General features: G+C 71.5%; 23 protein-coding genes and 2 pseudogenes. 11 read left to right on the top strand and 14 right to left on the bottom strand.

Annotated elements, in window-relative coordinates; translation table 11 throughout:
* Window positions 1-53: 53 nt before the first annotated feature.
* Window positions 54-1,286, top strand: a complete 1,233-nt coding sequence (locus E2C04_RS13090) for a SpoIID/LytB domain-containing protein (protein WP_135832928.1) — start codon at window positions 54-56, stop codon at window positions 1,284-1,286.
* A gap of 19 nt (window positions 1,287-1,305) precedes the next feature.
* Here E2C04_RS13090 and E2C04_RS13085 read toward each other — a convergent pair whose 3' ends face one another.
* The 9 genes and pseudogenes from E2C04_RS13085 to E2C04_RS13050 all read right to left on the bottom strand — a co-directional run bounded on the left by E2C04_RS13085 (window position 1,306) and on the right by E2C04_RS13050 (window position 11,981).
* Complete coding sequence (locus E2C04_RS13085) at window positions 1,306-2,973, bottom strand: FAD-binding dehydrogenase (RefSeq protein WP_135832927.1); 1,668 nt, start codon at window positions 2,971-2,973, stop codon at window positions 1,306-1,308.
* Between the two features lie 31 nt (window positions 2,974-3,004).
* Window positions 3,005-3,652 (bottom strand): TetR/AcrR family transcriptional regulator, encoded by a 648-nt coding sequence (locus tag E2C04_RS13080; protein ID WP_135832926.1) that lies wholly within the window; start codon window positions 3,650-3,652, stop codon window positions 3,005-3,007.
* A gap of 174 nt (window positions 3,653-3,826) precedes the next feature.
* Window positions 3,827-5,629, bottom strand: a complete 1,803-nt coding sequence (locus E2C04_RS13075) for an acetyl/propionyl/methylcrotonyl-CoA carboxylase subunit alpha (protein WP_135832925.1) — start codon at window positions 5,627-5,629, stop codon at window positions 3,827-3,829.
* Between the two features lie 25 nt (window positions 5,630-5,654).
* Window positions 5,655-7,139: an acyltransferase family protein gene (locus tag E2C04_RS13070; protein WP_135832924.1), complete on the bottom strand. Its 1,485-nt coding sequence runs from the start codon at window positions 7,137-7,139 to the stop codon at window positions 5,655-5,657.
* A gap of 248 nt (window positions 7,140-7,387) precedes the next feature.
* Window positions 7,388-7,579, bottom strand: a pseudogene (locus E2C04_RS21040) (hypothetical protein); the annotation flags it as partial.
* A gap of 131 nt (window positions 7,580-7,710) precedes the next feature.
* Window positions 7,711-7,947: pseudogene (locus tag E2C04_RS21035) on the bottom strand (AMP-binding protein); the annotation flags it as partial.
* Window positions 7,948-8,383: 436 nt separating this feature from the next.
* Window positions 8,384-9,415 carry an ABC transporter ATP-binding protein gene (locus tag E2C04_RS13060; protein ID WP_135832922.1) on the bottom strand — a complete coding sequence of 344 codons (1,032 nt, stop codon included), beginning with the start codon at window positions 9,413-9,415 and terminating at the stop codon, window positions 8,384-8,386.
* The gene (locus E2C04_RS13055; protein WP_202977793.1) at window positions 9,412-10,821 is read right to left on the bottom strand and encodes an ABC transporter permease; all 1,410 of its coding nucleotides are present in this window, start codon (window positions 10,819-10,821) and stop codon (window positions 9,412-9,414) included. The genes E2C04_RS13060 and E2C04_RS13055 overlap by 4 nt, the downstream gene beginning before the upstream one ends.
* A gap of 146 nt (window positions 10,822-10,967) precedes the next feature.
* Window positions 10,968-11,981 (bottom strand): iron ABC transporter substrate-binding protein, encoded by a 1,014-nt coding sequence (locus E2C04_RS13050; RefSeq protein WP_135832921.1) that lies wholly within the window; start codon window positions 11,979-11,981, stop codon window positions 10,968-10,970.
* Window positions 11,982-12,120: 139 nt separating this feature from the next.
* Here E2C04_RS13050 and E2C04_RS13045 point away from each other — a divergent pair, with 139 nt between their 5' ends.
* Together E2C04_RS13045 and E2C04_RS13040 are read left to right on the top strand one after the other, a co-directional pair.
* Window positions 12,121-13,338, top strand: coding sequence for an acyl-CoA dehydrogenase family protein (locus E2C04_RS13045; RefSeq protein ID WP_135832920.1), 1,218 nt, complete (start codon window positions 12,121-12,123; stop codon window positions 13,336-13,338).
* Between the two features lie 77 nt (window positions 13,339-13,415).
* Window positions 13,416-13,889 (top strand): GtrA family protein, encoded by a 474-nt coding sequence (locus E2C04_RS13040; RefSeq protein WP_135832919.1) that lies wholly within the window; start codon window positions 13,416-13,418, stop codon window positions 13,887-13,889.
* Between the two features lie 51 nt (window positions 13,890-13,940).
* Here the strand turns inward: E2C04_RS13040 and E2C04_RS13035 are convergent, their stop codons facing one another.
* From E2C04_RS13035 to E2C04_RS13020, 4 genes are all read right to left on the bottom strand, one after another.
* On the bottom strand, window positions 13,941-14,546 hold the full coding sequence (locus tag E2C04_RS13035) for a Maf family protein (protein ID WP_135832918.1): 606 nt from the start codon (window positions 14,544-14,546) through the stop codon (window positions 13,941-13,943).
* Complete coding sequence (locus E2C04_RS13030; protein ID WP_188422230.1) at window positions 14,543-16,243, bottom strand: DUF885 domain-containing protein; 1,701 nt, start codon at window positions 16,241-16,243, stop codon at window positions 14,543-14,545. The genes E2C04_RS13035 and E2C04_RS13030 overlap by 4 nt, the downstream gene beginning before the upstream one ends.
* 92 nt (window positions 16,244-16,335) lie before the next feature.
* Window positions 16,336-16,590: an acyl-CoA carboxylase subunit epsilon gene (locus tag E2C04_RS13025; RefSeq protein WP_135832917.1), complete on the bottom strand. Its 255-nt coding sequence runs from the start codon at window positions 16,588-16,590 to the stop codon at window positions 16,336-16,338.
* Window positions 16,590-18,197: an acyl-CoA carboxylase subunit beta gene (locus E2C04_RS13020; protein ID WP_135832916.1), complete on the bottom strand. Its 1,608-nt coding sequence runs from the start codon at window positions 18,195-18,197 to the stop codon at window positions 16,590-16,592. Before E2C04_RS13020 ends, E2C04_RS13025 begins: the two co-directional genes overlap by 1 nt.
* A 114-nt stretch (window positions 18,198-18,311) precedes the next feature.
* Here E2C04_RS13020 and E2C04_RS13015 point away from each other — a divergent pair, with 114 nt between their 5' ends.
* The 8 genes from E2C04_RS13015 (at window position 18,312) to E2C04_RS12985 (ending at window position 23,549) form a co-directional block, all read left to right on the top strand.
* The gene (locus E2C04_RS13015; RefSeq protein WP_135832915.1) at window positions 18,312-19,100 is read left to right on the top strand and encodes a biotin--[acetyl-CoA-carboxylase] ligase; all 789 of its coding nucleotides are present in this window, start codon (window positions 18,312-18,314) and stop codon (window positions 19,098-19,100) included.
* A gap of 39 nt (window positions 19,101-19,139) precedes the next feature.
* Window positions 19,140-19,646, top strand: a complete 507-nt coding sequence (locus tag E2C04_RS13010) for a PH domain-containing protein (protein WP_135832914.1) — start codon at window positions 19,140-19,142, stop codon at window positions 19,644-19,646.
* Entirely contained in the window at window positions 19,639-20,274 is a 636-nt protein-coding gene (locus tag E2C04_RS13005; RefSeq protein WP_238694285.1) for an adenylate cyclase regulatory domain-containing protein, read from the top strand. The genes E2C04_RS13010 and E2C04_RS13005 overlap by 8 nt, the downstream gene beginning before the upstream one ends.
* On the top strand, window positions 20,247-20,612 hold the full coding sequence (locus E2C04_RS20100; protein WP_238694284.1) for an adenylate/guanylate cyclase domain-containing protein: 366 nt from the start codon (window positions 20,247-20,249) through the stop codon (window positions 20,610-20,612). Before E2C04_RS13005 ends, E2C04_RS20100 begins: the two co-directional genes overlap by 28 nt.
* A 159-nt stretch (window positions 20,613-20,771) precedes the next feature.
* Window positions 20,772-21,011, top strand: coding sequence for a winged helix-turn-helix domain-containing protein (locus E2C04_RS13000; protein ID WP_229721660.1), 240 nt, complete (start codon window positions 20,772-20,774; stop codon window positions 21,009-21,011).
* A gap of 27 nt (window positions 21,012-21,038) precedes the next feature.
* The gene (locus tag E2C04_RS12995) at window positions 21,039-22,199 is read left to right on the top strand and encodes a 5-(carboxyamino)imidazole ribonucleotide synthase (protein WP_135832912.1); all 1,161 of its coding nucleotides are present in this window, start codon (window positions 21,039-21,041) and stop codon (window positions 22,197-22,199) included.
* Window positions 22,192-22,755: a 5-(carboxyamino)imidazole ribonucleotide mutase gene (gene purE, locus E2C04_RS12990; protein WP_268234042.1), complete on the top strand. Its 564-nt coding sequence runs from the start codon at window positions 22,192-22,194 to the stop codon at window positions 22,753-22,755. Before E2C04_RS12995 ends, purE begins: the two co-directional genes overlap by 8 nt.
* A gap of 251 nt (window positions 22,756-23,006) precedes the next feature.
* Complete coding sequence (locus tag E2C04_RS12985) at window positions 23,007-23,549, top strand: hypothetical protein (RefSeq protein ID WP_135832911.1); 543 nt, start codon at window positions 23,007-23,009, stop codon at window positions 23,547-23,549.
* 526 nt (window positions 23,550-24,075) lie between these two features.
* On the opposite strand, the gene E2C04_RS12980 is transcribed toward E2C04_RS12985, so the two are convergent.
* The gene (locus E2C04_RS12980) at window positions 24,076-24,861 is read right to left on the bottom strand and encodes a hypothetical protein (RefSeq protein WP_135832910.1); all 786 of its coding nucleotides are present in this window, start codon (window positions 24,859-24,861) and stop codon (window positions 24,076-24,078) included.
* Window positions 24,862-25,094: the final 233 nt, after the last annotated feature.

The raw sequence follows: 25,094 nt of genomic DNA, 5'->3' as shown, positions 1-25,094 counted from the left end.
TTTCGCTCGTGGTTCACGTTCGTCACACCTGACCCATCAGACCCAGAGCCAGGATGTCCTTCTTCTCCTCCCGCCCCGTCCGTGTCGCAGGAGCCACCCTCGTTGCTGCCGCCCTCCCGCTGCTGGCGACGCCTGCCCAGGCCGCCGACAAGGTGGACGTCGCCGAAGGCGCCACGGTTGTCATCGACGGCCGCGGCTACGGCCACGGCCGCGGGATGTCGCAGTACGGCGCCCAGGGCGCCGCGCGCGAGGGGCTGAAGCACACCCAGATCGCGGAGTTCTACTACCCCGGGACGAAGTGGGGCCACGTGGGCGGAGACGTGAAGGTGCGGATCACCCGCAACACCTCCTCCGACGTCACCGTGCGGGCCCGGAACTTCCTGCGGGTGCGCGACCTCAAGGCCGGCAGGACCTGGATGCTTCCCGGCAACGGCGCCACGCTGTGGCGCCTGACCACCGACGCGAAGCGTCGCACCGTGGTGCAGTTCAAGGGCAAGGGAAAGGCCGCCTGGAAGCGCTGGAAGACCTTCGGGGGAGAGGCGCAGTTCGCGGCCGCCGGCCGCCCGATCACCCTGGTCACCTCCAGCGGTGACGTCGCCTACCGCGGCCGGCTGCGCTCCGCCGCCCCCGACTCCGGCAGCCGCACCCGCCACACGGTCAACCTGGTCTCGATGGAGAACTACCTGCGCGGCGTCGTTCCGCTGGAGATCCCGGCCTCCTGGCACCCCGAGGCCGTGCGGGCGCAGGCCGTCGCGGCGCGCACGTATGCGACGTACGAGCGCTCGCACCCGCTCGCCAAGCACTACCAGATCTGTGACACCACCCAGTGCCAGGTCTACGGCGGTGCCTCGGCCGAGCACCCGCTCTCCGACGCCGCGATCAAGGACACCCGCACCAAGATCCTGACCTACCGGGGCGAGGCCGCCTTCACCCAGTTCGGCTCCAGCAACGGTGGCTGGGCGGCCGCTGGCTCCATGCCCTACCAGGTCGCCAAGGAGGACCCGTACGACGGCTGGAGCGGCAACCCGGTCCACGCCTGGCAGGTCAAGCTGCCGGCCACGCAGCTGGAGCGGACCTGGCCGGCCCTGGGCACGCTGACCCGGATCAACGTCACCGAGCGCAGCGGCCACGGCGACTTCGGTGGTCGTGTCGTCGCCGTGACCCTGGTCGGCAGCAAGGGCAAGGTCCGCGTCAGCGGCGACCAGGTGCGCTCCGCCCTCGGCCTGCGCTCCAACTGGTTCGACTTCACCGTCGAGAAGAAGAAGCCGAAGGCCCGCAAGAAGTAGGGCTCAGCAGAGGTAGGGCTCAGCCCCGCGCGAGCGCCAGCCCGGCGGCACGCCCGGAGAAGATGCAGCCGCCGAGGAACGTCCCCTCGAGGGCGTTGTAGCCGTGCACCCCGCCGCCACCGAAACCGGCGACCTCGCCCGCGGCGTACAGGCCCGGGATCGGCGTGCCGTCAGCGGCGACGCACTGGCTGTCGAGGTTGGTCTCCAGGCCACCCAGGCTCTTGCGCGACAGGATGTTGAGGCGCACCGCGATGAGCGGGCCGTGGGCGGGGTCGAGGATGCGGTGCGGCTTGGCCACCCGGACCAGCTTGTCGGTGCGGGAGCGGCGCGCGTTGGCCATCACCATCAGCTGCACGTCCTTGCCGAAGTCGTTGCCGAGCTCGCGGTCGCGGGCGACGACCTGGCGCTCGACCTGGGCGAGGTCGAGCTCGGGGCCGCGGGTGATCTTGTTCATCCCGGCGACCAGGTCGGCCAGGTTGTCGGCGACCACGAAGTCCTCGCCGTGCTGCTTGAAGTCCTCGACGGGGCCCGGCGCCCCCTTGGCCAGACGTGACTGCAGCAGGAACTTGATGTCCTTGCCGGTCATGTCCGGGTTCTGCTCGGAGCCGGAGAGCGCGAACTCCTTCTCGATGATCGACTGGGTGAGGATGAACCACGAGTAGTCGTGGCCGGTCGCCAGGATCTGCTTCATCGAGCCGATCGAGTCGGCTCCGGGCACGCCGGACATGCCCTTGAGCCGGTTGCCGTGGGCGTCGAACCACATCGACGACGGCCCGGGCAGGATGCGGATGGCGTGGTCGGGCCAGACCGGGTCCCAGTTGTGGATGCCCTCGACGTAGGCCCACATCCGGTCGCGGTTGACGATGGTGGCGCCGGCCGACTCGGTGATCGCCAGCATCCGGCCGTCGACGTGGGCGGGGACGCCGCTGATCATGTGGCGCGGGGCCGGGCCCACGCGCTCGGTCGGCCAGTTCTGGCGCATCAGCTCGTGGTTGTGGCCGATGCCGCCGGAGGTGACCACGACGGCGCCCGCGCGCAGCTCGAAGTCGCCCACGGCGTCGCGGTTGGACTTCACGCCGCGCTCGGAGTCGTCCGGCGCGAGCACGGTGCCGCGTACGCCGACGACCGCACCGCCCTCGGTGAGCAGCTCGTCGGCCTGGTGGCGGAAGGCGAAGCGGACGAGGCCGCGCTGCTCGGCCGCCTCGACCGGCTCGAGGAAGACGCGGACGACCTCAGGTCCGGTGCCCCAGGTGATGTGGAACCGGGGGACCGAGTTGCCGTGGCCGTCGGCGCGCCCGTCGCCGCGCTCGGCCCAGCCGACGAAGGGGAGCGACTTGAGACCGAGGTCGTGCAGGTAGTCGCGCTTGGTCTCGTGCGCGAACTCCAGGTAGGCCTGCGCCCACCGCTGCGGCCAGAAGTCCTCGCCGCGGTCCGGGCCGTCGGTGCCGTCGCCGAGCCGGTCGAACTGGGCGCTGCCCATCCAGTCCTGGGTGGCCAGCTCGACCGAGTCCTTGATGCCCATCCGGCGCTGCTCGGGGGAGTCGATGAAGAGCAGCCCACCGAGCGACCAGTGGGCCTGACCGCCGAGGTTCTTGCGGTTCTCCTGGTCGAGGACGAGCACCCTCTTGCCGGCCTTCGCCAGCTCGTGCGTGGCCACCAGACCCGCCAGCCCGGCGCCGACGACGATGACGTCGGGGTGAAGTCGCTGTGGTCGGTGCTCATGGGGTCTCCTGCGGGGTGTCGGGCACGTAGCGGTGGACGATCATCTGGGCGAGCAGGGCCAGCGCCGCGTCGACGGTGCGGCCGGGAGCGCCCGGCTCCGAGGCGGGGTCGAGGGTGGAGAAGGCGAGGCCGTCGAGGAAGTTGACGACGAGGCTGAGCAGGGGAGCGCGCTCCTCGTCGGGCAGCAGGTCGCCCCACAGGTCGCCGGCAGTGGTGAGCATCTGCGCCTGGAAGGCCTGACGCGCCGGGAGCATGGCCTCGCGCAGCGCCGCGTCGGAGCGCGCCGCGACCAGCAGCTCGCGCCAGGTCTGGTTGGCGCGTGACAGCACGATGCTGCGCAGGTGGCCCAGGACGCGGGTCAGCTGCTCGACGTCGGCGACCGGCTCGTCGACGACGTCGCGGAACGCCGCCACGTTGGCCTCGGCCACGTGCTCGGCGGTGGCGACGAGCAGCGCCATCCGGGTGGGGAAGTGGCGGAAGAGTGCACCCTGGCTGACGCCGGCCTCGGCGCAGACCGCGGCGGTGGTGGTGCCGGCGTACCCCCGGTCGTTCAGGCAGTCGACGGTGGCGGCCAGGAGTCGGCCGATCGTGGCGTCGCGCCGTTGTGCCTGCGTACGACGCGGGGCGGTGGGGAGTGCTGGCACGCGGGAGAACCTAACATAGAGAGTGAGTGCTCGCTATGTGTCTGGTACGCCTTCCCGGAACCCTGGAGTTGATGCGGTGCTCTCGGCGTGTTGCCGCATCAACTCCACAGTTGCGGACAAATGGGACGAGGGCCGCCTCCCGCAGGAGACGGCCCTCGTCGGGACGGACGTACGTCAGTCCTTGAGCTCGCAGATGACCTCGCCGTTGCCGACGGTGGCGCCGACCTCGGCCGACAGGCCGGTCACGGTGCCGGCCTTGTGGGCCTTGAGCGGCTGCTCCATCTTCATCGCCTCGAGCACGACCACGACGTCGCCCTCGGCGACCTCCTGGCCCTCCTCCACGGCGATCTTCACGATGGTGCCCTGCATCGGGGAGGCGACGGCGTCACCGGAGACGGCCGAGCCGGCCTTCTTCGCGGCGCGCTTCGGCTTCTTGGCGGCACCGGTGGAGCCACCGCCGCCGAGGCCACCCAGGCCGGCCGGGAGGACGACCTCGAGGCGACGACCGTCGACCTCGACGGTGACCTTCTGGCGCTCGCCCGCCTCCTCGGTCTCGCCCGCCTCGCCGCCGAAGGGCTCGATGTCGTTGACGAAGTCGGTCTCGATCCACGTCGTGTAGACGTCGAAGGAGCCCTCGCCGGACTTGTTCGAGGCGCCGACGTAGGCCGGCTCGTCGAGGACCTTCTCGAAGAAGGGGATGATCGTCGGCATGCCGTCGACCTTGAACTCGCTCAGCGCGCGCTTGGAGCGGGCGATCGCCTGGGTACGGTCCTTGCCGCTCACGATCAGCTTGGCGACCAGCGAGTCGAAGGCGCCCGGAATGGTCTCGCCCTTCTCGTAGCCGGAGTCCAGGCGGATGCCGGGGCCGCTCGGCGGGGCCCACTCGGTGAGGGTGCCCGGAGCCGGCATGAAGTTGCGGCCAGCGTCCTCGGCGTTGATGCGGAACTCGATCGAGTGACCCTTGATCTCGGGGTCGTCGTAGCCCAGCTCCTCGCCCGCGGCGATGCGGAACATCTCCTGCACCAGGTCGATGCCGGTGACCTCCTCGGAGACGCAGTGCTCCACCTGGAGGCGGGTGTTGACCTCGAGGAACGAGATGGTGCCGTCGGCGGCCACGAGGAACTCGCAGGTGCCGGCGCCGACGTAGCCGGCCTCCTTGAGGATGGCCTTCGAGGACTCGTAGAGGCGCGCGACCTGCTCGTCGGTCAGGAACGGCGCGGGGGCCTCCTCGACGACCTTCTGGTGGCGGCGCTGGAGCGAGCAGTCGCGGGTCGAGACGACGACGACGTTGCCGTGCTGGTCGGCCAGGCACTGGGTCTCGACGTGGCGGGGGCGGTCGAGGAACTTCTCGACCAGGCACTCGCCGCGGCCGAAGGCGCCGACGGCCTCACGGGTGGCCGACTCGAAGAGCTCGGGGATCTCCTCCAGCGTGCGGGCGACCTTGAGGCCGCGACCGCCACCGCCGTAGACCGCCTTGATGGCGATCGGCAGGCCGAACTCCTTGGCCAGCGCGACGACCTCGTCGGCGTTCTCGACGGGGTCCTTGGTGCCGGGGGCCAGCGGGGCGTTCGCCTTCTGGGCGATGTGCTTGGCCTTGGCCTTGTCGCCGAGGGCGTCGATCGCCTCGGGGGAGGGGCCGATCCAGATCAGCCCGGCGTCGAGGACGGCCTGGGCGAACTGGGCGTTCTCGGCGAGGAAGCCGTAGCCCGGGTGCACCGAGTCGGCACCCGACTTCTTGGCGACCGCGATGATCTTCTCGATGTCGAGGTAGGACTCGGCCGGCGTCGAGCCGCCGAGGGCGTGTGCCTCGTCGGCCAGGCGGACGAAGAGGGCGTCGCGGTCGGGGTCGGCGTAGACCGCGACGGAGGCGATCCCGGCGTCCTTCGCGGCGCGGATCACCCGGACGGCGATCTCGCCTCGGTTGGCGATGAGGACCTTCTGCAAGCTCACTCGGACACTCCTGGTGGTTGGTGCCATGGCACTGGCGTCGAACTATCTGAGATTACCTGCCCCGGAGGCCTTGGCCGACCCCGGTCCTCTCCCCGGACGCGGGCCGCCGGGAGGGCTCCGCAGGGACCCGCCGAGGGGCGCTCCGGGAGAGCCACGACGCGAGGCGCCGTTGCAGCGGGCGCATCGCCACGCCGTACGCGATCCCGACGGCGAAGGAGGCGACCAGCGCCAGCCACGGGTGCCCGGCGTCCTCCAACGGCGGGTAGACCTGCCAGTGCGTGAGGTAGACGAAGAGCGAGTACGTCGCGAGCGGTGCCGTGACCCGGCCCACCGTCGCCGCGACCGGTCGCGGCACGGGCAGTCGGGGCGCCCAGATGACCAGCGCGATGCCGGCGACGACGACCGCCTCGCGGGCCAGGTCGCCGAAGAAGCCGACGGTCAGCGCGGCGGCCAGCACGGTGACCAGCAGACGGCGCGCCGTGGTGTCCGCGCGCGCCGCGAGCCAGCCGAGGGCGAAGAAGAAGGCGACGACACCGGTCGTGTAGCGCTCCAGGTCGCCGGCCTCCACGCCGACGCGGAGCAGGCGTACGAGGGCGGCGGCAGCCAGCACCGCGAGCGCGAAGCCGAAGGGGGAGCGGCGCTCCCAGCGGTGGAGCGCCGGCACCGCGACCAGGGCCACCGCCCCCAGCATGATCCAGACGAGCGCCTCGAGGAACCACAGCTGCCAGCGCACGTCCCAGGTGGCGGACCCCAGCGCCCCGTTGAGCATCAGCACGGTCGTGGCGTCGTAGCCACCCGGGCGCGTGGCCACGGCGCCGACCCAGATGACGGCAGGGAGCAGCAGCAGGCCCAGCGTGGTCAGTCCGTGCCGGATCCGGGTGGCCCGTATGGCCGAGCCCAGCTGGAAGCGCGCGAAGTTGAAGCCCGCCACGGCGAGCAGGAGGTGGGCGCCGCCCTGCCAGTCGACGAGGTCGACGTGGCTGGCGACGATCGCGACGATCGCCAGGGCGCGCAGCGTGATGGTGGTGTCGAGCCGTGCCTGGGCCGGTTCGGCGACCGCTTCCGCGGCGGGGGTCGTCGTAGGGGCCTCGGTCGGGGCGAGCTGCTCGGCGAGCTCGCCGAAGCTCAGGATGTGCCACTGCGCGGGCAGGTCCCGGCCGAAGCGGTCCTCGAGCTGCACGGCGAGCTCGACGTAAGACAGCGAGTCGCCGCCCAGCCCCACGAAGGAGTCGAGCGGGTCGGCGTCGTCGCGCCCGAGGACCTCGGCGGCGGCTTGCACGATCCACTGCTCCGGCGTGAGCGGCGCGTCGGAGGTGAGCGTCGGCGGCAGCGCGTCGGCGTCGAGGGCGGCCAGGCGTGCGAGTGCGCCGCGGTCGACCTTGCCGTTGGCCGTGCGGGGGAGCGCGGCGAGGTGGTGCACACGTACGGCGTGCGGCGGCACGTGGCAGATCTCCGCGACGGCCTCGGCCACGCCGCCGTGAGCGGGGCTGCCGGGTGAGGTGACGAAGGCGTGCAGGTGCTGGTCGGTGGCGACCATCTCCGCGGGGGTCCCGCGCGCCTCGAGCGCCGCCTCGACCGTGCCGAGGTCGAGCCTGAGCCCGAAGAGCTTGGCGAAGCGGCTGCGCCGGCCGACGACCTCGAAGAGCCCGTCGCGCTGGCGACCGAGGTCGCCGGTGCGCAGCCGGCCAGCTCGGCGCCCCGGGCGAGGTCGGCCGGGGTTGTGGCGTAGCCCATCATCACGTTGGGGCCGGTGTAGACGAGCTCGCCGACCTCCGGGTCGTCGCTCTCCGAGACCGGCTCCAGGCGCAGGTGTCCTCCGGGCACGGGGAGACCGATCGCCGTCGGGTGCGTGGTCGCGAGCTCCGGCGGCAGCCAGGCCATCCGCGCGGTGGCCTCGGTCTGGCCGTACATGACGACCAGGTCCCAGCCCTGTCGCTGCCCGCGCTCGGCCCACTCGACGACCCGCTCGGGCGCCATCCGCCCGCCAGCCTGGGTGACCTGGCGCAGGGACGCGGGGCGGCGCGCGTCGAAACCCAGCAGTGGAAAGCAGGTCGAAACGTGTGGGGCACCCCCGCGAACGAGGTGGCGCGGTGGCGTCGCGCCACGGCCCAGAACTCCTCGTCCACCACGCTGGCCTCGGTGAGCACGAGTGCGCCGCCGGCGAGCAGGTGGCTGTGGACCACCGAGAGGCCGTAGCAGTAGTGCAGCGGCAGGCTGGTGAGCGCGCGGTCGCCGTCGCCGAGGCCGAGGTAGTCGGCGATCGACTCCGCGTTGGCGGTCAGGTTGGTTGCCGAGAGCCGGACCAGCTTGGGTGAGCCCGTCGAGCCGGAGGTGCTCGACAGCATCGCCAGGTCGGGGTGCAGGTCGTGGGTGGAGGTGTCGCGGTGCACCACGTCACCGGCCTCGCTGCACTCGATGTCGACGTCGTACGCCGTCGCGAGCGGATGCCTGGCGGCTGCCGGGTCGCGCGGCGGGACGAGCAGGGAGACGTGCCCGTGCTCCACTGCGGCCAGGTGGGCGACCAGGGCGTCGAGGCGGTTGCCGCCCTCGATCAGGACGAGGCGTCGGGCCGGTCCCCACGACGCCGCGCGTCGGGCGACGAGGTCGGCAAGCTCGGCATGGGTCAGCTGCGTGCCGCCGGCGTCGAGCACGGCGACAGCGTCGTCGTGCTGCCCGAGCCGCAGCGCCCGTCCGCACAGAAGGGCGTCCATGGGCACAGCCTAGATGAGGAAAGCCTTGCCTAAGAAGTTGCGTCACGGATCAGACCGAGCACGCTCCCGCTCAGGCGGGGATGGTGTGCACCGGGCCCCGCACGCGGACCGCCACCCGGTCGCCGACGCGCGGGACCTCGGTGCCGTTGACCCGGGCGAGCAGCTCGCCCTCGCCGTGGGACAGGCGTACGGCAGCGTCGTGGCCGTAGTAGCTGACCTCGAGCACGGTGGCCACCGCGGCCACGTCGGAGTCGGGTTGCGCAGGCGTCAGCTCGACCTGCTCGGGCCGGACCACGGCCCGCACCTCGCCGGTCACGGGCGACTCGGTCGCGAGCGCGCCGAGCGGGCAGGTCACCGTGCCGCCGTCGGCGGTGCCGGCGACCACGTTGGCGCCCCCGACGAAGCGGGCGACCTCGGCGTCGGCAGGGAAGGCGTACGTCTCGAACGGGGTCGCCGCCTGCACCAGCCGCCCGGCCCGCATGGTCGCGACCTGGTCGGAGAGGCTCATGGCCTCGTTCTGGTCGTGGGTGATGAGCAGCCCGGTGGCGCCGGCGGCCCGCAGTGCGCGGACCACGGCCCGACCGGTGGTCTCCCGCAGTCCGGTGTCGAGCGCCGAGAAGGGCTCGTCGAGCAGCACCAGGTGGGGGCGCGGCGCCATCGCGCGGGCCAGGGAGACCCGCTGCTGCTGGCCGCCGGAGAGCTCGTGCGGCTGGCGCGAGGCCATCGCGTGCGGCAGCTCCACGAGGTCGAGCAGCTCGGCGATCCGGGCCGGCGTCCGCTCCGCGCGCGACAGCCCGAAGCCGATGTTGGCGGCCACGTCGAGGTGGGGGAAGAGCGCCCCCTCCTGCGGCAGGTAGCCGACGCGGCGCTGTTGGGGAGCGACCCAGGTCGACGGCCCGGCGACGACGCGGTCGTCGAAGGCGATCTCGCCGGCGTCGGGGCGCAGGAAGCCGGCGATCAGCCGCAGCAAGGTCGTCTTGCCGCAGCCCGAGGGGCCGAGCACCGCGGTGAGCGACTGGTGCGGGACCGTCAGGGTGAGCTCCTTGACGGCCTCGACGGTGCCGAACGACTTGGAGACGCCGCGCAGGTGCAGGGTGGTCACGACTCGTGCCTTCTTTCGCGGATCAGCAGCAGCGTGGCGGGGATCGAGATCAGCACCAGCAGCAGGGCGTAGGGAGCGGCCGCGCCGTAGCGCATGTCGGAGGAGGCCGACCAGAACTCGGTCGCCAGGGTGCTGGTGCCGATGGGGGAGAGCATCAGGGTGGCGGTGAGCTCGGTGGAGACGGCCAGGAAGACCAGGGCAGCGCCGGCGCCGAGGCTGGGGGCGATCAGCGGCAGGGTCACCCGGCGCAGGACCGCGAGGCGGCTGTGGCCCAGCGAGGCGGCGACGTCGTCGAGCAGCACCGGGGCCTGCTCGAGGCCTGCGCGCACCGAGACGGTGGCGCGGGGGAGGAAGAGGATGACGTAGGCCAGGACCAGCAGTCCGGCGGTCTGGTAGAGCGGCGGTACGACGCGCAGCGAGACGGTGACCAGGGCCAGGCCCACGACGATGCCGGGCAGGGCGTTGGCGACGTAGCTGCTGCGCTCGACCAGCGTGGCCCAGCGGCCACGGACCCGCACGGCGAGCCACGCCACCGGCAGCGCGCACAGAGTGGCGGCCACCGCACCGGCCGCGGCCAGTGCGACCGTCGAGGCGACCGCAGCGCCGATCTCGTCCAGCGGGAACTCGGTCGAGGAGCCGACCCGCAGCCAGTGCAGCAACGAGTACGCCGGGACGCCGACCGCGAGGGCGACCAGGACGACGGTGGCCAGGGTCGCGGGCCAGCGCAGCGGGCCCAGGCGTACGGGCTCGGAGCGGCGGGCCACGCCACCGCCGAGCCGGGCGAAGCGGCGCTGCCCCCGCAGCCGCAGCTCGCCGACCAGCAGCAGGAGGCACAGGAGCACGAGCACGCTCGCCAGCATCGGCGCTGCCGAGCCGTTGTAGGTGGAGCCGTACTGGTCGTAGATCGCGGTGGTGAAGGTCGGGAAGCGCAGCAGCTGCAGCGCGCCGAACTCAGCCAGCAGGTGCAGGCCGACCAGCAGCACGCCGCCGAGGAGGGCGGGGCGCAGCTGCGGCAGCACGACGGTCGCGAAGCTGCGCAGGCGCGAGTGGCCCAGCGCCCAGGCGGTCTCCTCGAGCGCGGGGTCGAGGCCGCGCAGCGTCGCCACCACGGGCAGGTAGACCAGGGGGTAGTACGAGAGCGTGATGACCAGCCAGCTGCCCCAGAAGCCGACCACCGAGGGGTTCAGCGAGATCCACGCATAGCTGTTGACGAAGGCCGGCACCGCCAGCGGTGCCACCAGCAGGGCGTGCAGCCACCGGGCGCCGCGTACGTCCGTGCGCTCGACGACCCAGCCCAGCGTGACGCCGAGGGCGGCGGTCGAGGCCATGGTCGCCACCGTCAGGCCGATGGTGTTGCGCAGCAGCTCGCCGATGCGCGGTCGTACGAGGAGCTCGTACGCCTCCACCGGCCCGGTCGCGACCGCGGACGCGACGACGTAGCCGAGCGGGATGAGCGTCAGCAGTGCGACGACCAGCCCGGCGACGTGGGCGAAGGAGAACGTCCGCGTGGCCCCGGAGGTGGGGCGCGCGAGGGACGTACGCGGGGTGGCGCTCAGAGGAGTCCGGCCTCCGTCATCAGGTCGACCACGGCTGGGCCGTTGAGCGACGCGACGTCGACGGTCGGCGGCTCGAGCTCGTCGAACGGCTTCACCTCGGCCGGCAGGGAGGCCTCCGGGTTGAGCGGGTACTCGAGGGCGTAGGACTCCGCCATCGCCTTCTGGCCCTGCGGTCCGGTGAGGAACTCGACGAACTTCTGGGCGTCGTCCTGGTTCTTGCTCGACTTCAGGACGCCCGCGCCGGAGACGCTGAGGAAGGCGCCGGGGTCCTGGTCGCCGAAGAAGTGCAGGGCGGAGCTGTCGGAGTTCTCGCCGGCCTCGGCCTGGTCGCGGTACCAGTAGTAGTGGTAGGCGATGCCGGCCTCGACCTCGCCGGAGTTGACCGACTTGAGCACGACGAGGTTGTTCTGCAGCTCGACGCCGTTGGCCTTGAGCCCGGCCAGCCAGGTGCGGGTGGCCTCCTCGCCCTCGAGCTCGAGGACGGCGCTCACGATGGCCTGGAAGTCGGCGCCGGTGGGGGAGAAGGAGATCCGTCCCTTCCACTCGGGCTTCGCGAAGTCGAGGATCGAGGCGGGCATGTCGGCGGCCTTGGCCTGGTCGGTGTTGTACATGACCACCGTGGAGCGGGCGATGAAGCCGGTCCAGTTGCCCGAGGAGGGCACGTACTGCTCCGGGATCGGGGCCTTCGCGGCGTCGGAGACGGGGGCGAAGAGGTCGGCGTTGTCGACGATGCTCATCGCGGGGGAGTTCTCGGTGAGGAAGACGTCGGCGGGTGAGCCGTCGCCCTCGGCCACCAGCTGGTTGGCCAGCTCGAGGTCCTTGCCGTTGCGCAGCTCGACGTCGAGGCCGGTCTCCTCCTCGAAGATCGGCACGATCTCCTCGAGCAGCTCCTGGTGCTGGGCGTTGTAGACGACCAGGTCGGGCTCGTCGCTGCACCCCGCGAGCAGGCCCGCGGTGAGGGCCAGGGAGGCGAGCGTGGCGGCTAGGCGCTGGGGGGACCGAGAGTGCATGCGACGTCCTTCGATGGAGGTAAGGCTTTCCTACTTTAAGCCCGGCCCGTGGCTCCGGACGACGAGGTCCTGAGGTTGGTCGATCCAGTCCCTCGGAAGTGGTTAACAATCACTAACCTCTCGGGTTAGTGTGACCTGCATGACCTACGAGTTGTCCCGTGAGCACGAAGAGTTCCGCCGCACCGTCCGCGACTTCGCCGAGGCCGAGATCGCTCCCCACATCGCCCAGTGGGACCGCGAGCACCACTTCCCGACCGACGTCGTGCAGAAGATGGGCGCGCTCGGGCTGATGGGCCTCACGGCGCCGGAGGAGTTCGGCGGTGCCGGCCTGGCCGGCGAGGACGGCGGCTTCACCAGCCTCTGCCTGGCGATCGAGGAGATCGGTCGCGTCGACCAGGCCATGGGCATCACCCTCGAGGCCGCGGTGGGCCTGGGCATCAACCCGATCCTGACCTACGGCACCGACGAGCAGAAGCAGACCTGGCTGCCCGACCTCGTCGCCGGGCAGCAGCTCGCCGGCTTCGGCCTCACCGAGCCGGGCGCGGGCTCCGACGCCGGTGCCACGCGTACGAAGGCAGAGCTCGTCGACGGCGAGTGGGTCGTCAACGGCGCCAAGCAGTTCATCACCAACTCGGGCTCCGCGATCACCTCGGTGGTCACCGTCACGGCCCGCACCGGCGAGCGCGCCGACGGTCGCCCGGAGATCTCGACGATCATGCTGCCGTCGGGCACGCCCGGCTTCACCGCCGAGAAGGGCTACGACAAGCTCGGCTGGCACGCCTCCGACACCCACCCGCTGACCTTCGTCGACGCCCGGGTCCCGGAGTCGCACCTGCTCGGCGAGCGGGGCCGCGGCTATGCGCAGTTCCTGGCCACGCTCGACGACGGCCGCGTGGCCATCGCCGCCCTGGCCGTCGGCTGCATCCAGGCCTGCCTGGACATGTCGCTCACCTACGCGGGCGAGCGCCAGACCTTCGGCGGCCCGATCGGTCGCAAGCAGGGCGTCGCCTTCCAGATCTCCGACCTCCAGGTCATGCTCGACGCCTCGCGCCTGCTGACCTACCGCGCCGCCGCGCTCAAGGACCGGATGGACGCCGTGGTGGTCGGTGGCGGCCAGCTCTCCACCGCGATGGTGGCCGAGTTCAAGCAGGCCGCCGCGGTGGCCAAGCTCTACTCGACCGAGTCGGCCGTGACGGCCACGCGCATCGCCACCCAGGTCTTCGGTGGCTACGGCTTCATGGAGGAGTACCCGGTGGCGCGCTTCTACCGCGACGCCAAGGTCCTCGAGATCGGCGAGGGCACTTCGGAGGTGCAGCGCATGCTGATCGCCCGCGGCCTCGGCCTGCCGGTGGAGTGACCCGCGTCCGGGTCGCTCGACCTGACGAACGATAGGCAAGTCGTCGGCTGCCATGGTGTGCGGATAGCATCCCCTCCATGCGCAGCCGACGCCTCGCGGCCGAACTGAGCAAGTTCCTGACCGTCGGTGCTGTCGCCACTGCGGTGGCGTTCGTGCTCTTCAATGCCCTCGTCCATGGTTGGTCGCCCGACGTCGACCCGCCGCTGAACGACCAGCCTCAGCTGGCCTACGTCCTGGCCAACCTGGTCGGCATGGTCGTCAGCTTCCGCGGCACCCGCGACTGGGCGTTCCGCACCCGCGACGTCCGCCACCCCGACGGGGGTCGCACGGCGTTCGTGGTGATCAACCTCGTCACGATGCTGATCCCGATGGCGTTCCTGTGGTTCAGCCGCGCGGTGCTGCAGCTCGACGACCCGCTCTCCGACAACATCGCCGCCAACGTGCTCGGCCTGGGGGCCGGCACGGCGGTGCGTTTCCTGCTGCTGCGCCAGTACGTCTTCCCGAAGCTGGCGCCCACGTCGTACGACACCGCTCCCGACACCGCCTCCTGACACCGCCTCCTGACACCGCCTCCTGACGCCGCTGCCGTCGCGCAGCGAGCGTCAGCCGCGGTTCCACAGTTCGGTCCAGGAGTGGCCGAGCTCGGCGACCATCAGACGTACGACGGGCAGGCTCACGCCGACGACGTTGTGCGGGTCGCCCTCGATGCCGCTGATGAACGCGGCGGCGTACCCCTCCAGCGTGAAGGCGCCGGCCACCCACAGCGGCTCGCCGGTGGCGACGTAGGCGTCGACCTCGGCGTCGCTCACGTCGGCGAAGTGCACGGTCGTGCTCGCGACCCGGGTGAGCACCCGCCCGGTGGCGGTGTCGGCGAGCGCGTGGCCGGTGTGCAGCACGCCGGAGCGCCCGCGCATCGCCTGCCACCGCTCGCGGGCGACCTCGGCGGAGCCGGGCTTGCCCAACGCCTCCCCGTCGAGCTCGAGCACCGAGTCGCAGCCGAGCACCAGCGCCCCGGCGGGCACGTCGGCGTGGTCGAGCACGGCGCGGCACTTGAGCTCGCCCAACGCCTCCGCGAGCGGGACGGGGGAGAGGTCGCCGAGCTGCTCCTCGTCGACGCCGGAGACGATGACGACGGGCTCGATGCCGGCCGTGCGCAGGGTCTTGAGCCTGGCCTCCGACGCCGAGGCCAGGACGAACGGGGCGCTCACAGCTGGGCCAGCGCTGCGCGCAGCGGGTCGAGGCCCAGCGAGCCCAGGTCGAGGGCGTCGCGGTGGAACTGCTTGAGGTCGAAGGCGTCCCCGGCGCGGGCGCGCGCCTCGTCGCGGGCCTCGAGCCAGATCCGCTCGCCGACCTTGTAGGAGGGCGCCTGGCCCGGCCACCCGAGGTAGCGGTTGACCTCGAAGACCAGCGTCGGGTCGTCCATCTGGGAGTGCTGGCGCATGAACTCCAGGCCCAGGGCCGGTGTCCAGCGCTCGCCCGGGTGGAAGCCGAACGGGTTGTCGCGGGGGATCTCCAACTCGAGGTGCATGCCGATGTCGACGATGACGCGGGCGGCGCGCAGGGCCTGGCCGTCGAGCATCCCGAGCCGGTCGGCGGGGTCGGCCAGGTGGCCGAGGTCGTCCATCAGCCGCTCGGCGTACAGGGCCCAGCCCTCGCCGTGGCCGGAGACCCAGCACATGGTGCGCTGCCAGCGGTTGAGCTTGTCGGCGCGGTAGGCCGCCTGCCCGACCTGGAGGTGGTGGCCCGGCACGCCCTCGTGGAAGACGGTGGTGACCTCGCGCCACGGCGTGAAGGAGTCGATGCCGTCGGGCACCGACCACCACATCCGGCCGGGGCGGGAGAAGTCCTCCGACGGGCCGGTGTAGTAGATGCCGCCGTCGTTGGTCGGCGCCAGGCAGCACTCGATGCGGCGGATCGGCTCGGGGATGTCGAAGTGCACGTCGGCCAGCTCGGCGACGGTGCGGTCGGCCAGCTCCTGCATCCACTGGCGGAAGGGCTCGCGCCCCTCGATCCGCCGCGCCGGGTCGGCGTCGAGCGCCGCGACGGCCTCGGTCAGCGTGGCGCCCGGCAGGATCCGGTCGGCGGTGGCGGCCATGTCGTCGCTGATCCGCTTGAGCTCCGTCCAGCCCCAGGCGTACGTCTCCTCGAGGTCGATCCGCGCGCCGAGGAAGGCCTGCGAGGCCAGTGCGTAGTGCTCACGACCCACGGCCTCGTTGGTGCGGCCCTGCGGCGCCATCTCGTCGTCGAGGAAGAGGCCGAAGTCGGCGAAGGCGCGCGAGGCCCGGCTGGCCGCCGCCTCCAGCCGCGTACGCAGCGTGCCCGACGCCTCGCTGCGGGCGACGAGGCCGGCGAAGAAGTCGCCTCCCGTGCCGACCTGCCCCGTCCAGCGCTCGACCTGGGCCGCGACCTCGGTGTACTGGCGCGCCGCCGCGACCCGGCCCTTGGCCGCCTCGTCGCCCAGCGTGACCCGGTAGCCGGTGAGGGTCTCGGGGATCGCCTCCAGCCGTGCAGCGATGGTCGCCCACGCCTCCTCACCCTCGGTCGGCATCAGGTCGAAGACCTCGCGGATGCTGTGCAGGCCGCTGCTGATCACGGAGAAGTCGCTGCGCTCGTAGCCGGCCCTGGACAGCGCCCGCTGCAGGCCCAGCCGCTCCAGGAAGGCGTCGCGGGCGACGGCCTCGCGGGCGTCGGTCGGCGACGCGGCCTCGACCGCGGCGTACGCCCGTGCCGCCAGCTCGTCGCGGGCGTCGAAGCCCTCGGGGGAGAGGTCGGTGAGCGCGTGGTCGTGGCCCTCGACGCCGAAGTAGGTGGCGGCGACCGGGTCGAGCGCGGCGTAGTCGTCGACGTAGGCGTCGCTGAGGGCGTCCACGGGACGCGAGGTCTGCGAGAGGTTCTGCTCAGTCACGCCGCGAGCCTAGTGCGGAGCCGCCGAGGCGGAAATGCCACGTCGCCGGCCCGCAGGGAGCGGACCGGCGACGTGGGTGGAGCAGGGGTGGATCAGCGCGGCATGGCGCTGGCGCGCCACCCACCCAGGCCGTGGGGCAGGGTGCGGCGGGCGCTGCGCTCGGGGGCCGACCACTGGGAGCGGGGGCGCTTCGGCGCGGGCGCCTGGCCACCGCCCATGGCGGAGAAGACGGCCACCAGTGCGGCGATCTCCTCCGGCGTGGCGTCGGGGTTGACGACTCGCAGCACCGGGGCGGCAGGCGCCGCGGTGGCGGGGGTCTCCGTGCTGTCGGGGGTCTCGTCAGCCATCAGAGCGGGATGTTCCCGTGCTTCTTGGCCGGGAGGGTTTCCCGCTTCGACTTGAGCAGGCGCAGCGCGCGAACGATCTCGGCACGGGTCTCGTGCGGCGGGATCACCACGTCGACGTAGCCACGCTCGGCGGCGACGTACGGGTTGGCCAGCGTGGTCTCGTACTCGTCGATCAGCTCGGCACGCTTCGCCTCGACGTCACCGCCCTCGTCCTCGACCTTCTTGAGGGTCTTGCGGTGCACGATGTTGGCCGCGCCCTGGGCACCCATGACGGCGATCTGCGCGGTGGGCCACGCGATGTTCATGTCGGCGCCGAGGTGCTTGGAGCCCATGACGTCGTAGGCGCCGCCGTAGGCCTTGCGGGTGATCGTGGTGATCAGCGGGACGGTGGCCTCGGCGTAGGCGTAGATCAGCTTGGCGCCGCGGCGGATGATGCCGGTCCACTCCTGGTCGGTGCCGGGCAGGAAGCCGGGCACGTCGACGAAGGTCAGCACCGGGATGTTGAAGGCGTCGCAGAAGCGCACGAAGCGGGCGGCCTTCTCGGAGGCGTCGATGTCGAGCGTGCCGGCGAACTGCATCGGCTGGTTGGCGACGACGCCGACCGGCGAGCCCTCGGCCCGGCCGAAGCCGACGATGATGTTGGGCGCGAAGAGCTCCTGGACCTCGAGGAAGTCCTCGTCGTCGACGACGGCCTTGATGACGTCGTGCATGTCGTAGGGCTGGTTCGGCGAGTCCGGGATGATCGTGTCGAGCGAGCGGTCCAGGTCGGTCAGCTCGAGGTCGGCGACCTCGTCGTACGTCGGGAGCTCGTCGAGGTTGTTCTGCGGCAGGTAGCTGAGCAGCGCCTTGACGTACTCGATCGCGTCCTCCTCGTCGGAGGCCATGTAGTGGGCGTTGCCCGACTTGGTGTTGTGCGTGCGCGCACCACCGAGCTCCTCCATGGAGACGTCCTCGCCGGTGACGGTCTTGATGACGTCGGGACCGGTGATGAACATCGCCGAGGTCTGGTCGACCATGATCGTGAAGTCGGTGACGGCCGGCGAGTAGACGTGGCCACCGGCGCAGTTGCCCATGATCAGGCTGATCTGGGGGATGACGCCGGAGTTGTGGACGTTGCGCTTGAAGATCTCGCCGTAGAGACCCAGCGAGACGACACCCTCCTGGATGCGGGCGCCGGCGCCCTCGTTGATGCCGATGATCGGGGAGCCGGTCTTGATGGCCAGGTCCATGATCTTCGTGATCTTCTCGCCGTAGACCTCGCCCAGCGAGCCACCGAAGACGGTGAAGTCCTGGGAGAAGACGCAGACCTGGCGGCCGTTGACCGTGCCGTAGCCGGTGACGACGCCGTCGCCGTAGGGGCGGGTCTTCTCCAGGCCGAAGGCGGTGGAGCGGTGGCGGGCCAGCTCGTCGATCTCGACGAAGGAGCCCTCGTCGAAGAGCAGCTCGATGCGCTCGCGGGCGGTCTTGCGACCCTTGGCGTGCTGCTTCTCGACGGCCTTGGCAGATCCGGCGTGGACGGCCTCGTCGATGCGTCGCTCAAGGTCCGCGAGCTTGCCCGCGGTGGTGTGGATGTCGATCTCGGGCTGTTCGTTCTTCTCGGCGCTCACCGGTCAGGTCTCCTCGGCTGTGCTGGGCGGTCTGCACGGGCAGGGGGTCTTCCCCCACGCTCGTGCCGCGGGTCGGAGGTGTGTCCGACGCGCAACTAGGCCAATCTAATGCCCATGTCCGACGCATCCGCACCGCGCCCAGCCCTCGATCCCGAGCAGTTCCTCACGCTGCCCGCGCCCCTCCACGTCGAGATCGTCGAGGAGACCGGGTCGACCAACGCGCTGGCCGCCGAGCGCGCCCGCGCCGGCGCCCCCGAGGGCCTGGTCGTCGTGGCCGAGCACCAGACCGCCGGACGCGGTCGGCTCGACCGGGTCTGGGAGGCCCGGCCCGGGCTCGGGCTGACCTTCTCGATCGTGCTGCGCCCCGACCTGCCGATCACCGCCTGGACCTGGATCCCGCTGCTGACCGGCTACGCCCTGCACGCGGCGCTGGCCGACCGGATCCCCGAGGTGATGCTGAAGTGGCCCAACGACGTACTCGTCGGCGACCACAAGATCTCCGGCATCCTGGTCGAGCGGATCGAGACCCCCGAGGGGCCGGCCGCGATCATCGGCGTCGGGCTCAACGTCAACCAGGGGCTCGACGACCTGCCGACCGAGACCGCCACCTCGTTGCGCGTCGAGCTGGGGGAGACCTTCGACCGCGGCGACCTGCTGGTGCAGTTCCTGGGCTCCTTCCGGGCGCTGCTGCCGCTGCTCGAGCAGCCCGACGTCCTGCGGGCTGCGTACGTCGACGTCTGCTCCACGGTGGGGCGCACGGTCGACGTCCACCTGCCGGGTGGGGAGACCGTACGAGGTGAGGTGCTGGACCTCGACCAGTACGGCGCGCTGGTGCTCAGCACCGGCGAGGGCACCTTCACCGCGCACGCCGGTGACGTGGTGCACGTCCGACCGGCGACGTGAGCGCACGGCGCCGGGGTGGGGAGTGAGAGGATTCACTGCGTGGCCATCCCTGAGAAGCTCCTCAACGAGGGCGAGCACGTCGTCGTCCACACCCGATCGCACGCCAAGGCGCTGATCGGGCCGGTGCTCCTGCTCGTGGTCGTCGTCGCCGCGGTCGTGGGGGTCGGCTTCGTCGCCCCGACCGGCACCGCCGGCACCGTGCTGGGGATCCTGGTCGGCGTCGTGGCCGCCGTCGTCGTGCTGTGGTGGTTCGTGCGTCCGCTGATCGACTGGCTGACCACGACCTACACCTTCACCAACCGCCGCTTCATCGCGCGCTCCGGCTTCATCGCCAAGGAGGGCCGCACGATCCCGCTCAACCGGATCAGCGGCGTCGACTTCGAGATCGGCGTCATCGACCGGCTCTTCGGCTGCGGAACGCTGATCGTCAGCGACGCCAGCGCCGACGGGCGGGTCGAGGTCCACGACATCCCGCGCGTCGAGGAGGTCCAGCTGAAGGTCGCCGACGAGCTGCACCGTCTGGAGCGGGGCGACGACGGTGCCTGAGCGCCGACCGAGCCGCGACGAGCTGGCCGAGTCGATCCTCGGGGAGCACCAGGAGCTCTCCGCGCTGGACGTCGCCTCGGAGGCCGGCGTCACCGTCGCCCAGATCCGCCGCCTGTGGCGTGCGCTGGGCTTCCCCGAGGTCGACAACGAGAACGCGTTCACCCGCGGCGACGTCGACGCGGTGCTGAAGATCTTCTCCACCGTCGACTCCGGCACCCTCGACTTCGACATGGCCGTGGCCGTCACCCGGGCGCTGGGGCAGACCATGTCCAAGCTCGCCGACTGGGAGGTCGCGATCCTGGTCAACCGCGTCGAGCAGCTGGCCGCCGCGGAGGACGGCGGCTCGCGCATGTCCAACGCGCACCGCATGGTCGAGGAGGTCAACCCGGCCTTCGAGGAGCTCCTCATCTACGCGTGGCGCCGGCACCTGTCGGCGGCGGTGTCGCGGATGGAGGCGCTGGGCGCCAACGAGGAGGACCTGCACACCACCCACGTGAGCGTCGGGTTCGCCGACATCGTCAGCTTCACCGCGCTCAGCAACACCCTCGACGACGAGGGATCGGTGACCTGGTCGAGGTCTTCGAGGCCCGGTGCCACGACGTGGTCTCCACGGCCGGTGGCCGGGTGATCAAGTCGATCGGTGACGCCATCCTCTTCGTGGTGCCGACCGCTGCGGCGGCCATCGAGATCGGTGAGGGGATCATCCGGGTGATCGGGCGTGACCCGCGGATGCCGGACGTACGCGTCGGGATCTCGTCGGGCTCGGTCGTGACCCGCATGGGTGACGTCTTCGGGCCGCCGGTCAACATGGCCGCGCGCCTGACCGCGGTGGCCCGCCGCAACCGGATCATCGTGGACGCGCCGACCGCCGAGCTGCTGCCGGACATCTTCATCACCCGGCGCCTCCCGGCGCGCCCGGTGCGGGGCTTCGGCATCGTCGAGCCGCTGGCGGTCAGCCGCCGCTGACCTCTCCCGGCCCCGGCCCCGGCGGTCTGGACCACGCACCGTGGTTGCGCATTCCGGTCACCGTGCGCGTCGGGTTTCTCTACCTTTCGAGATGTGATCCAGGTACAGGATGTAGCGGTTGATCCCGTTGCCCGCAAGGTGTGGCGGCGGGGCGAGGAAGTGCAGCTCTCCCGTATGGAGTTCGACCTGTTGCACGCCCTCATCAAGAGCCCCGGTGAGGTCGTCACCCGTGACGAGCTCATGCGTGGGGTGTGGGGCGCGACGTTCTACACGTCGTCGAAGACCATCGACGTCCACCTCGGCTGGGTGCGTCGCAAGCTCGGCGACGACAGCCGCAACCCGAGCCTGATCAGCACCGTCCGTGGGCGCGGTCTGCGCTTCGAGGTGGGCAGCCAGTAGCGCGACCCGGGCGGCTAGGGTTCTCCCGTGCCCGAACCGCTTGCGCCCACCCTCGCTGTCATCGGTGGCGGTCAGCTGGCCCGGATGATGGCCCAGCCGGCCATCGCCCTCGGCCTGCCGCTGCGTCTGCTCGCGGAGGGTGAGGGTGTCTCCGCCGCCCAGGTGATCGTCGACCACGAGGTGGGCGACTACCGCGACCTCGACGCGTTGCGCCGGATCACGGCGGGCTGTGCGGTCGTCACCTTCGACCACGAGCACGTGCCGACCGAGCACCTGCACGCCCTGGAGGCCGACGGCGTCGCCGTGCGCCCCGGGCCGGGTGCCCTCGTGCACGCCCAGGACAAGGGCGTGATGCGCGCCAAGCTGGCCGAGCTCGACGTGCCGTGCCCGCGCAACGCCCTGGTCACCGACGTGGCCGAGGTGGAGGCGTTCGGCTTCCCGTGCGTGCTGAAGACGACGCGTGGTGGCTACGACGGCAAGGGTGTCTGGGTCGTACGCAGCGCTGACGACGCCGCGGAGGCCTTCGCCGTCGCTGCCGAGAGCGGTGTGCAGGTGCTGGCCGAGGAGCTCGTCGACTTCCGCCGTGAGCTGTCCGCGATCGTGGCGCGTTCGCCCAGCGGCCAGGCCGCTGCGTATCCCGTCGTCGCGACGCTGCAGGTCGACGGTGTCTGCGCCGAGGTCGTCGCCCCGGCCCCCGACCTCGACCCCGAGCTGGCCGGACGCGCCCAGCAGATCGCGCTCACGGTGGCGGGTGCCCTCGACGTGACCGGCATCCTGGCGGTGGAGCTCTTCGAGACCACCGACGGACGGGTGCTGGTCAACGAGCTGGCGATGCGTCCGCACAACACCGGCCACTGGACCCAGGACGGGGCGGTGACCTCGCAGTTCGAGAACCACCTGCGGGCCGTGATGGACCTGCCGCTGGGCTCGCCCGAGCCGCGCGCGAAGTGGTCGGTGATGGTCAACATCCTCGGTGGGCCCGACGACGCCGGACGGCTGTACGACGGCTTCCCGCACGTGATGGCGCGCGACCCGCACCTCAAGGTGCACCTGTACGGCAAGGACTGGAGGCCCGGCCGCAAGGTCGGACACGTGAACGCCTTCGGCGACGACCTCGACGACACCCTGGAGCGGGCCCGCCACGCGGCGGCCTGGTTCCGCGGAGACCTGGGAGACCACAGTGAGTGAGACCGCACCCGTCAGCACGCCGGTCAGCACGCCGGGCGGCCAGCCGCGCGTCGGCATCGTCATGGGGTCGGACTCCGACTGGCCCACGATGATGGCCGCTGCCGAGGCGCTCAAGGAGTTCGGCATCGCGTACGAGGCCGACGTGGTCTCCGCGCACCGGATGCCGGAGGAGATGGTGGCCTACGGCCGCGAGGCCCACGGCCGTGGACTCGAGGTGATCATCGCCGGTGCCGGTGGTGCCGCCCACCTCCCCGGGATGCTGGCGTCGCTGACGCCGCTGCCGGTCATCGGCGTCCCGGTGCCGCTGAAGTACCTCGACGGCATGGACTCGCTGCTCTCCATCGTGCAGATGCCCGCGGGCGTGCCGGTGGCGACGGTCTCGATCGGCAACGCCCGCAACGCCGGACTGTTGGCCGCCCGCATCCTCGCCACGGGTGACGCCGAGCTGACCCAGAAGATGCTCGACTTCCAGGTGTCGCTGCGCGACGCCGCGCACGCCAAGGGCGCGTCGGTGCGTGAGGCCGCGGCGAACCCGCGGCCGAAGCTCGGCTTCTGACCTCACCGGGGCCGCGGGGCAACCCGCGCGTCCCCGGGATTCCTTCCCGCGAGCAGGAGCAGAAGGGCCAGCACCGCCACAGCCATGCCCACCTCCAGGGGTACCGGAGGGTGGGGATGAGCTCGTGGAGCTGTGGCGACACAGACCTGACCCAGAGCGACGCCACGAGGAGCGCGACAGCGTTCAGTGCGACGCCGATCGGGGGCATCCGTCCAGCAGCACCGAGGACGCAGGTGGGGACGATCCACAGCGTGGCCAGGATGAACGGCAAGTGCACCAGGACGGTGATCCCGAAGGCCGTCCCGGGCTCGATGTCGTCCTCGGGGGCGAGTCGCACGCGGGGTGCGAGCTGGGCGACGACGGCGATCCCCACCCAGGCCGCCACCACCAGCAGTGACGCGAGCCGCACCGGGCCGCGCTGCGGCAGCGCACCCAGCGTCTGCCCGGACCGCCACCCACTTCGTACGACGGCCCACAGGACCGCGGCGGCCGCGAGGCCGCCGGCGGCTGCGGCCAGCGCGGTCGCGATGACGAGTGGTGGCTCCAGGCCCGGACGCACGAGGAAGGTGGTTTCGTCCCCCTGCGTCCAGAGGTGCCAGGCGGTCAGGCTGGAGACGACCGCGGTCACGCCGACCGGGATCAGCTCCAGCGCCGCGAGCGGGACGTACGCCAGCACGATCAGCGAGGCGACCCAGAAGGGGAACATCGTCGTGAGGTCCGCGGCGGCACGCCACTCCTCGATCGGCATCCGGGTGACGAGCTCGTACGACCGGGGCGCGACGAACAGGCCGTGACCCCACGCCAGCCAGGCAAGGGTGAGCGAGGTCAGGGCGAGCCTGTGCAGCAGCCGATCGGCGGCGGAGTGGTGTCCCATGGCGGGAGCGTCGCGGACTCCCCGCACGAGGTGGTGAGGATCAGGTGCGAAGTGTGTGTGGGTGGCGTGAAGGGCTCCGGGTCACGCAAGGGTCGGCGTTGGAACGCCGCTCAGATCGGTGGTGCCGTGCCGGTCGCGCCGGAAACGTTGCCCGTGCGGTGAGGTCCACCCGAAGACCCCGTTGGCTGGCGATTCCAGTTGCCAGGCGGTGTGGGTCTTCAACCGATGGTGGCTCCGGCAGAGCGTCGCAAGATTCTCGGTGAGCGTTGGCCCGGGTTGTGGTCGGCCTTCACCCGCGGCGTCGTGGTCGAACGGGACTACGTGGTCGACGTCGCAGCGTCGGCTGGGGCGGGTGCAGTGCGGGAAGACGCAGGTCTCGTCACGCAGCTGGACCTGGCGCCGGAGCCGGTCGGAGGGTGCGTAGCTCTCGGACGAGAGCGAGGCGTTCAGGTCGACGACCGGAGGATCCGAACATCGGTGTGGCTGGTGCCGGCCCAGCGGCGGACCTGCTCCAAGAGGATCAGCCGCTGGCGGTTCTCCAGCTGCCCCGTCGCTCCGAACGAGAGCGACTCGTCCGGCTCAAGGCCTGCGGTGAAGTGCAGGTGCAGGTCGACACGGCGCGCGGTGGTCCGCTCGACGATGTCGTCCGAGGCACCTGCGCCGGCGAGGTCGAGCGCAGTCTGGTGCCGAGCCAGCTCGCCGAGGGCGAGGGAGCGGCGTACGTCCAACGACTCCTCGCAGCCGGCGGCCTTCAACCCCGCGGCACCCGCGGCGACGGCCTGCTCCAGGTCGAGGGCGTCGGCGATGTCGAGCTCTGCGTGGACCTGCATCGTCTGCGCGAACGGGTCCCGCTCGCCGACGATCGTCACGTGCCGGCTGTCCGAAGGCACGTCGTCATCTTGGTCCGTGGCGAGGCCGTAGAGCTTCATGGCTCGTTCGATGAGCCGGTCGATCGCGGCGCGGCCCATCTTCTCGATGAACGGGGCGACCTGGGTGTCGATCCAGGCGACGCCCTCGGCCGGCAGCGCGGGGTAGGCATGGATCGTGGCTTCGGCCACGAGCCGGGCTCGCCACACCGGGACCTCGCCCGCGGTGACCCGTGCCCACAGCCGCGGCAGTCGGTGTGCGAGCTCGAGGGCGTGCCCGAACAGCTTCTTCGCCGAGTCGGTCGACAACCCCAGCGCAGCACCCAGGTGCGACGGCGTACTCGTTGACCTCCGGGGTCCCGTCACCGCTGATCGGCTCGATCCCGAACTGGCAGTGGAACGCGGCCGCGTCGTGTCCGTCCTCGGCGGCCGGATGTGCGACCGCCCACTCGTGGGCGATCACCAAGACGTCTGCCTCGGCACGACGGACGGCCGCACTGCGCTCACGCGCCAGTGCGACCAGGTCGCGGGGACTCGCCATCGGTTCGAACATACATTCGATTCTGGGGTGTGCGGCGGACTCGGGCCAACCCCTCATC

This window comes from Nocardioides daphniae (assembly GCF_004777465.1).
Classification (GTDB): domain Bacteria; phylum Actinomycetota; class Actinomycetes; order Propionibacteriales; family Nocardioidaceae; genus Nocardioides; species Nocardioides daphniae.
Note: the sequence above shows the minus strand (reverse complement) of the source record. Positions and strands in the feature narration are given on the sequence as shown.

Excerpts from the sequence above, each read along its gene's own strand:
- E2C04_RS13015 (WP_135832915.1), top strand. The coding sequence starts at position 18,312 with ATGTCCGACGCATCCGCACCGCGCCCAGCCCTCGATCCCGAGCAGTTC.
- E2C04_RS13070 (WP_135832924.1), bottom strand. The coding sequence starts at position 7,139 with ATGGTCGCCACCGACCAGCACCTGCACGCCTTCGTCACCTCACCCGGC.
- E2C04_RS13075 (WP_135832925.1), bottom strand. The coding sequence starts at position 5,629 with ATGGCACCAACCACCAGGAGTGTCCGAGTGAGCTTGCAGAAGGTCCTC.
- E2C04_RS13040 (WP_135832919.1), top strand. The coding sequence starts at position 13,416 with ATGCGCAGCCGACGCCTCGCGGCCGAACTGAGCAAGTTCCTGACCGTC.
- E2C04_RS13025 (WP_135832917.1), bottom strand. The coding sequence starts at position 16,590 with ATGGCTGACGAGACCCCCGACAGCACGGAGACCCCCGCCACCGCGGCG.
- E2C04_RS13050 (WP_135832921.1), bottom strand. The coding sequence starts at position 11,981 with ATGCACTCTCGGTCCCCCCAGCGCCTAGCCGCCACGCTCGCCTCCCTG.
- E2C04_RS13045 (WP_135832920.1), top strand. The coding sequence starts at position 12,121 with ATGACCTACGAGTTGTCCCGTGAGCACGAAGAGTTCCGCCGCACCGTC.
- E2C04_RS13090 (WP_135832928.1), top strand. The coding sequence starts at position 54 with ATGTCCTTCTTCTCCTCCCGCCCCGTCCGTGTCGCAGGAGCCACCCTC.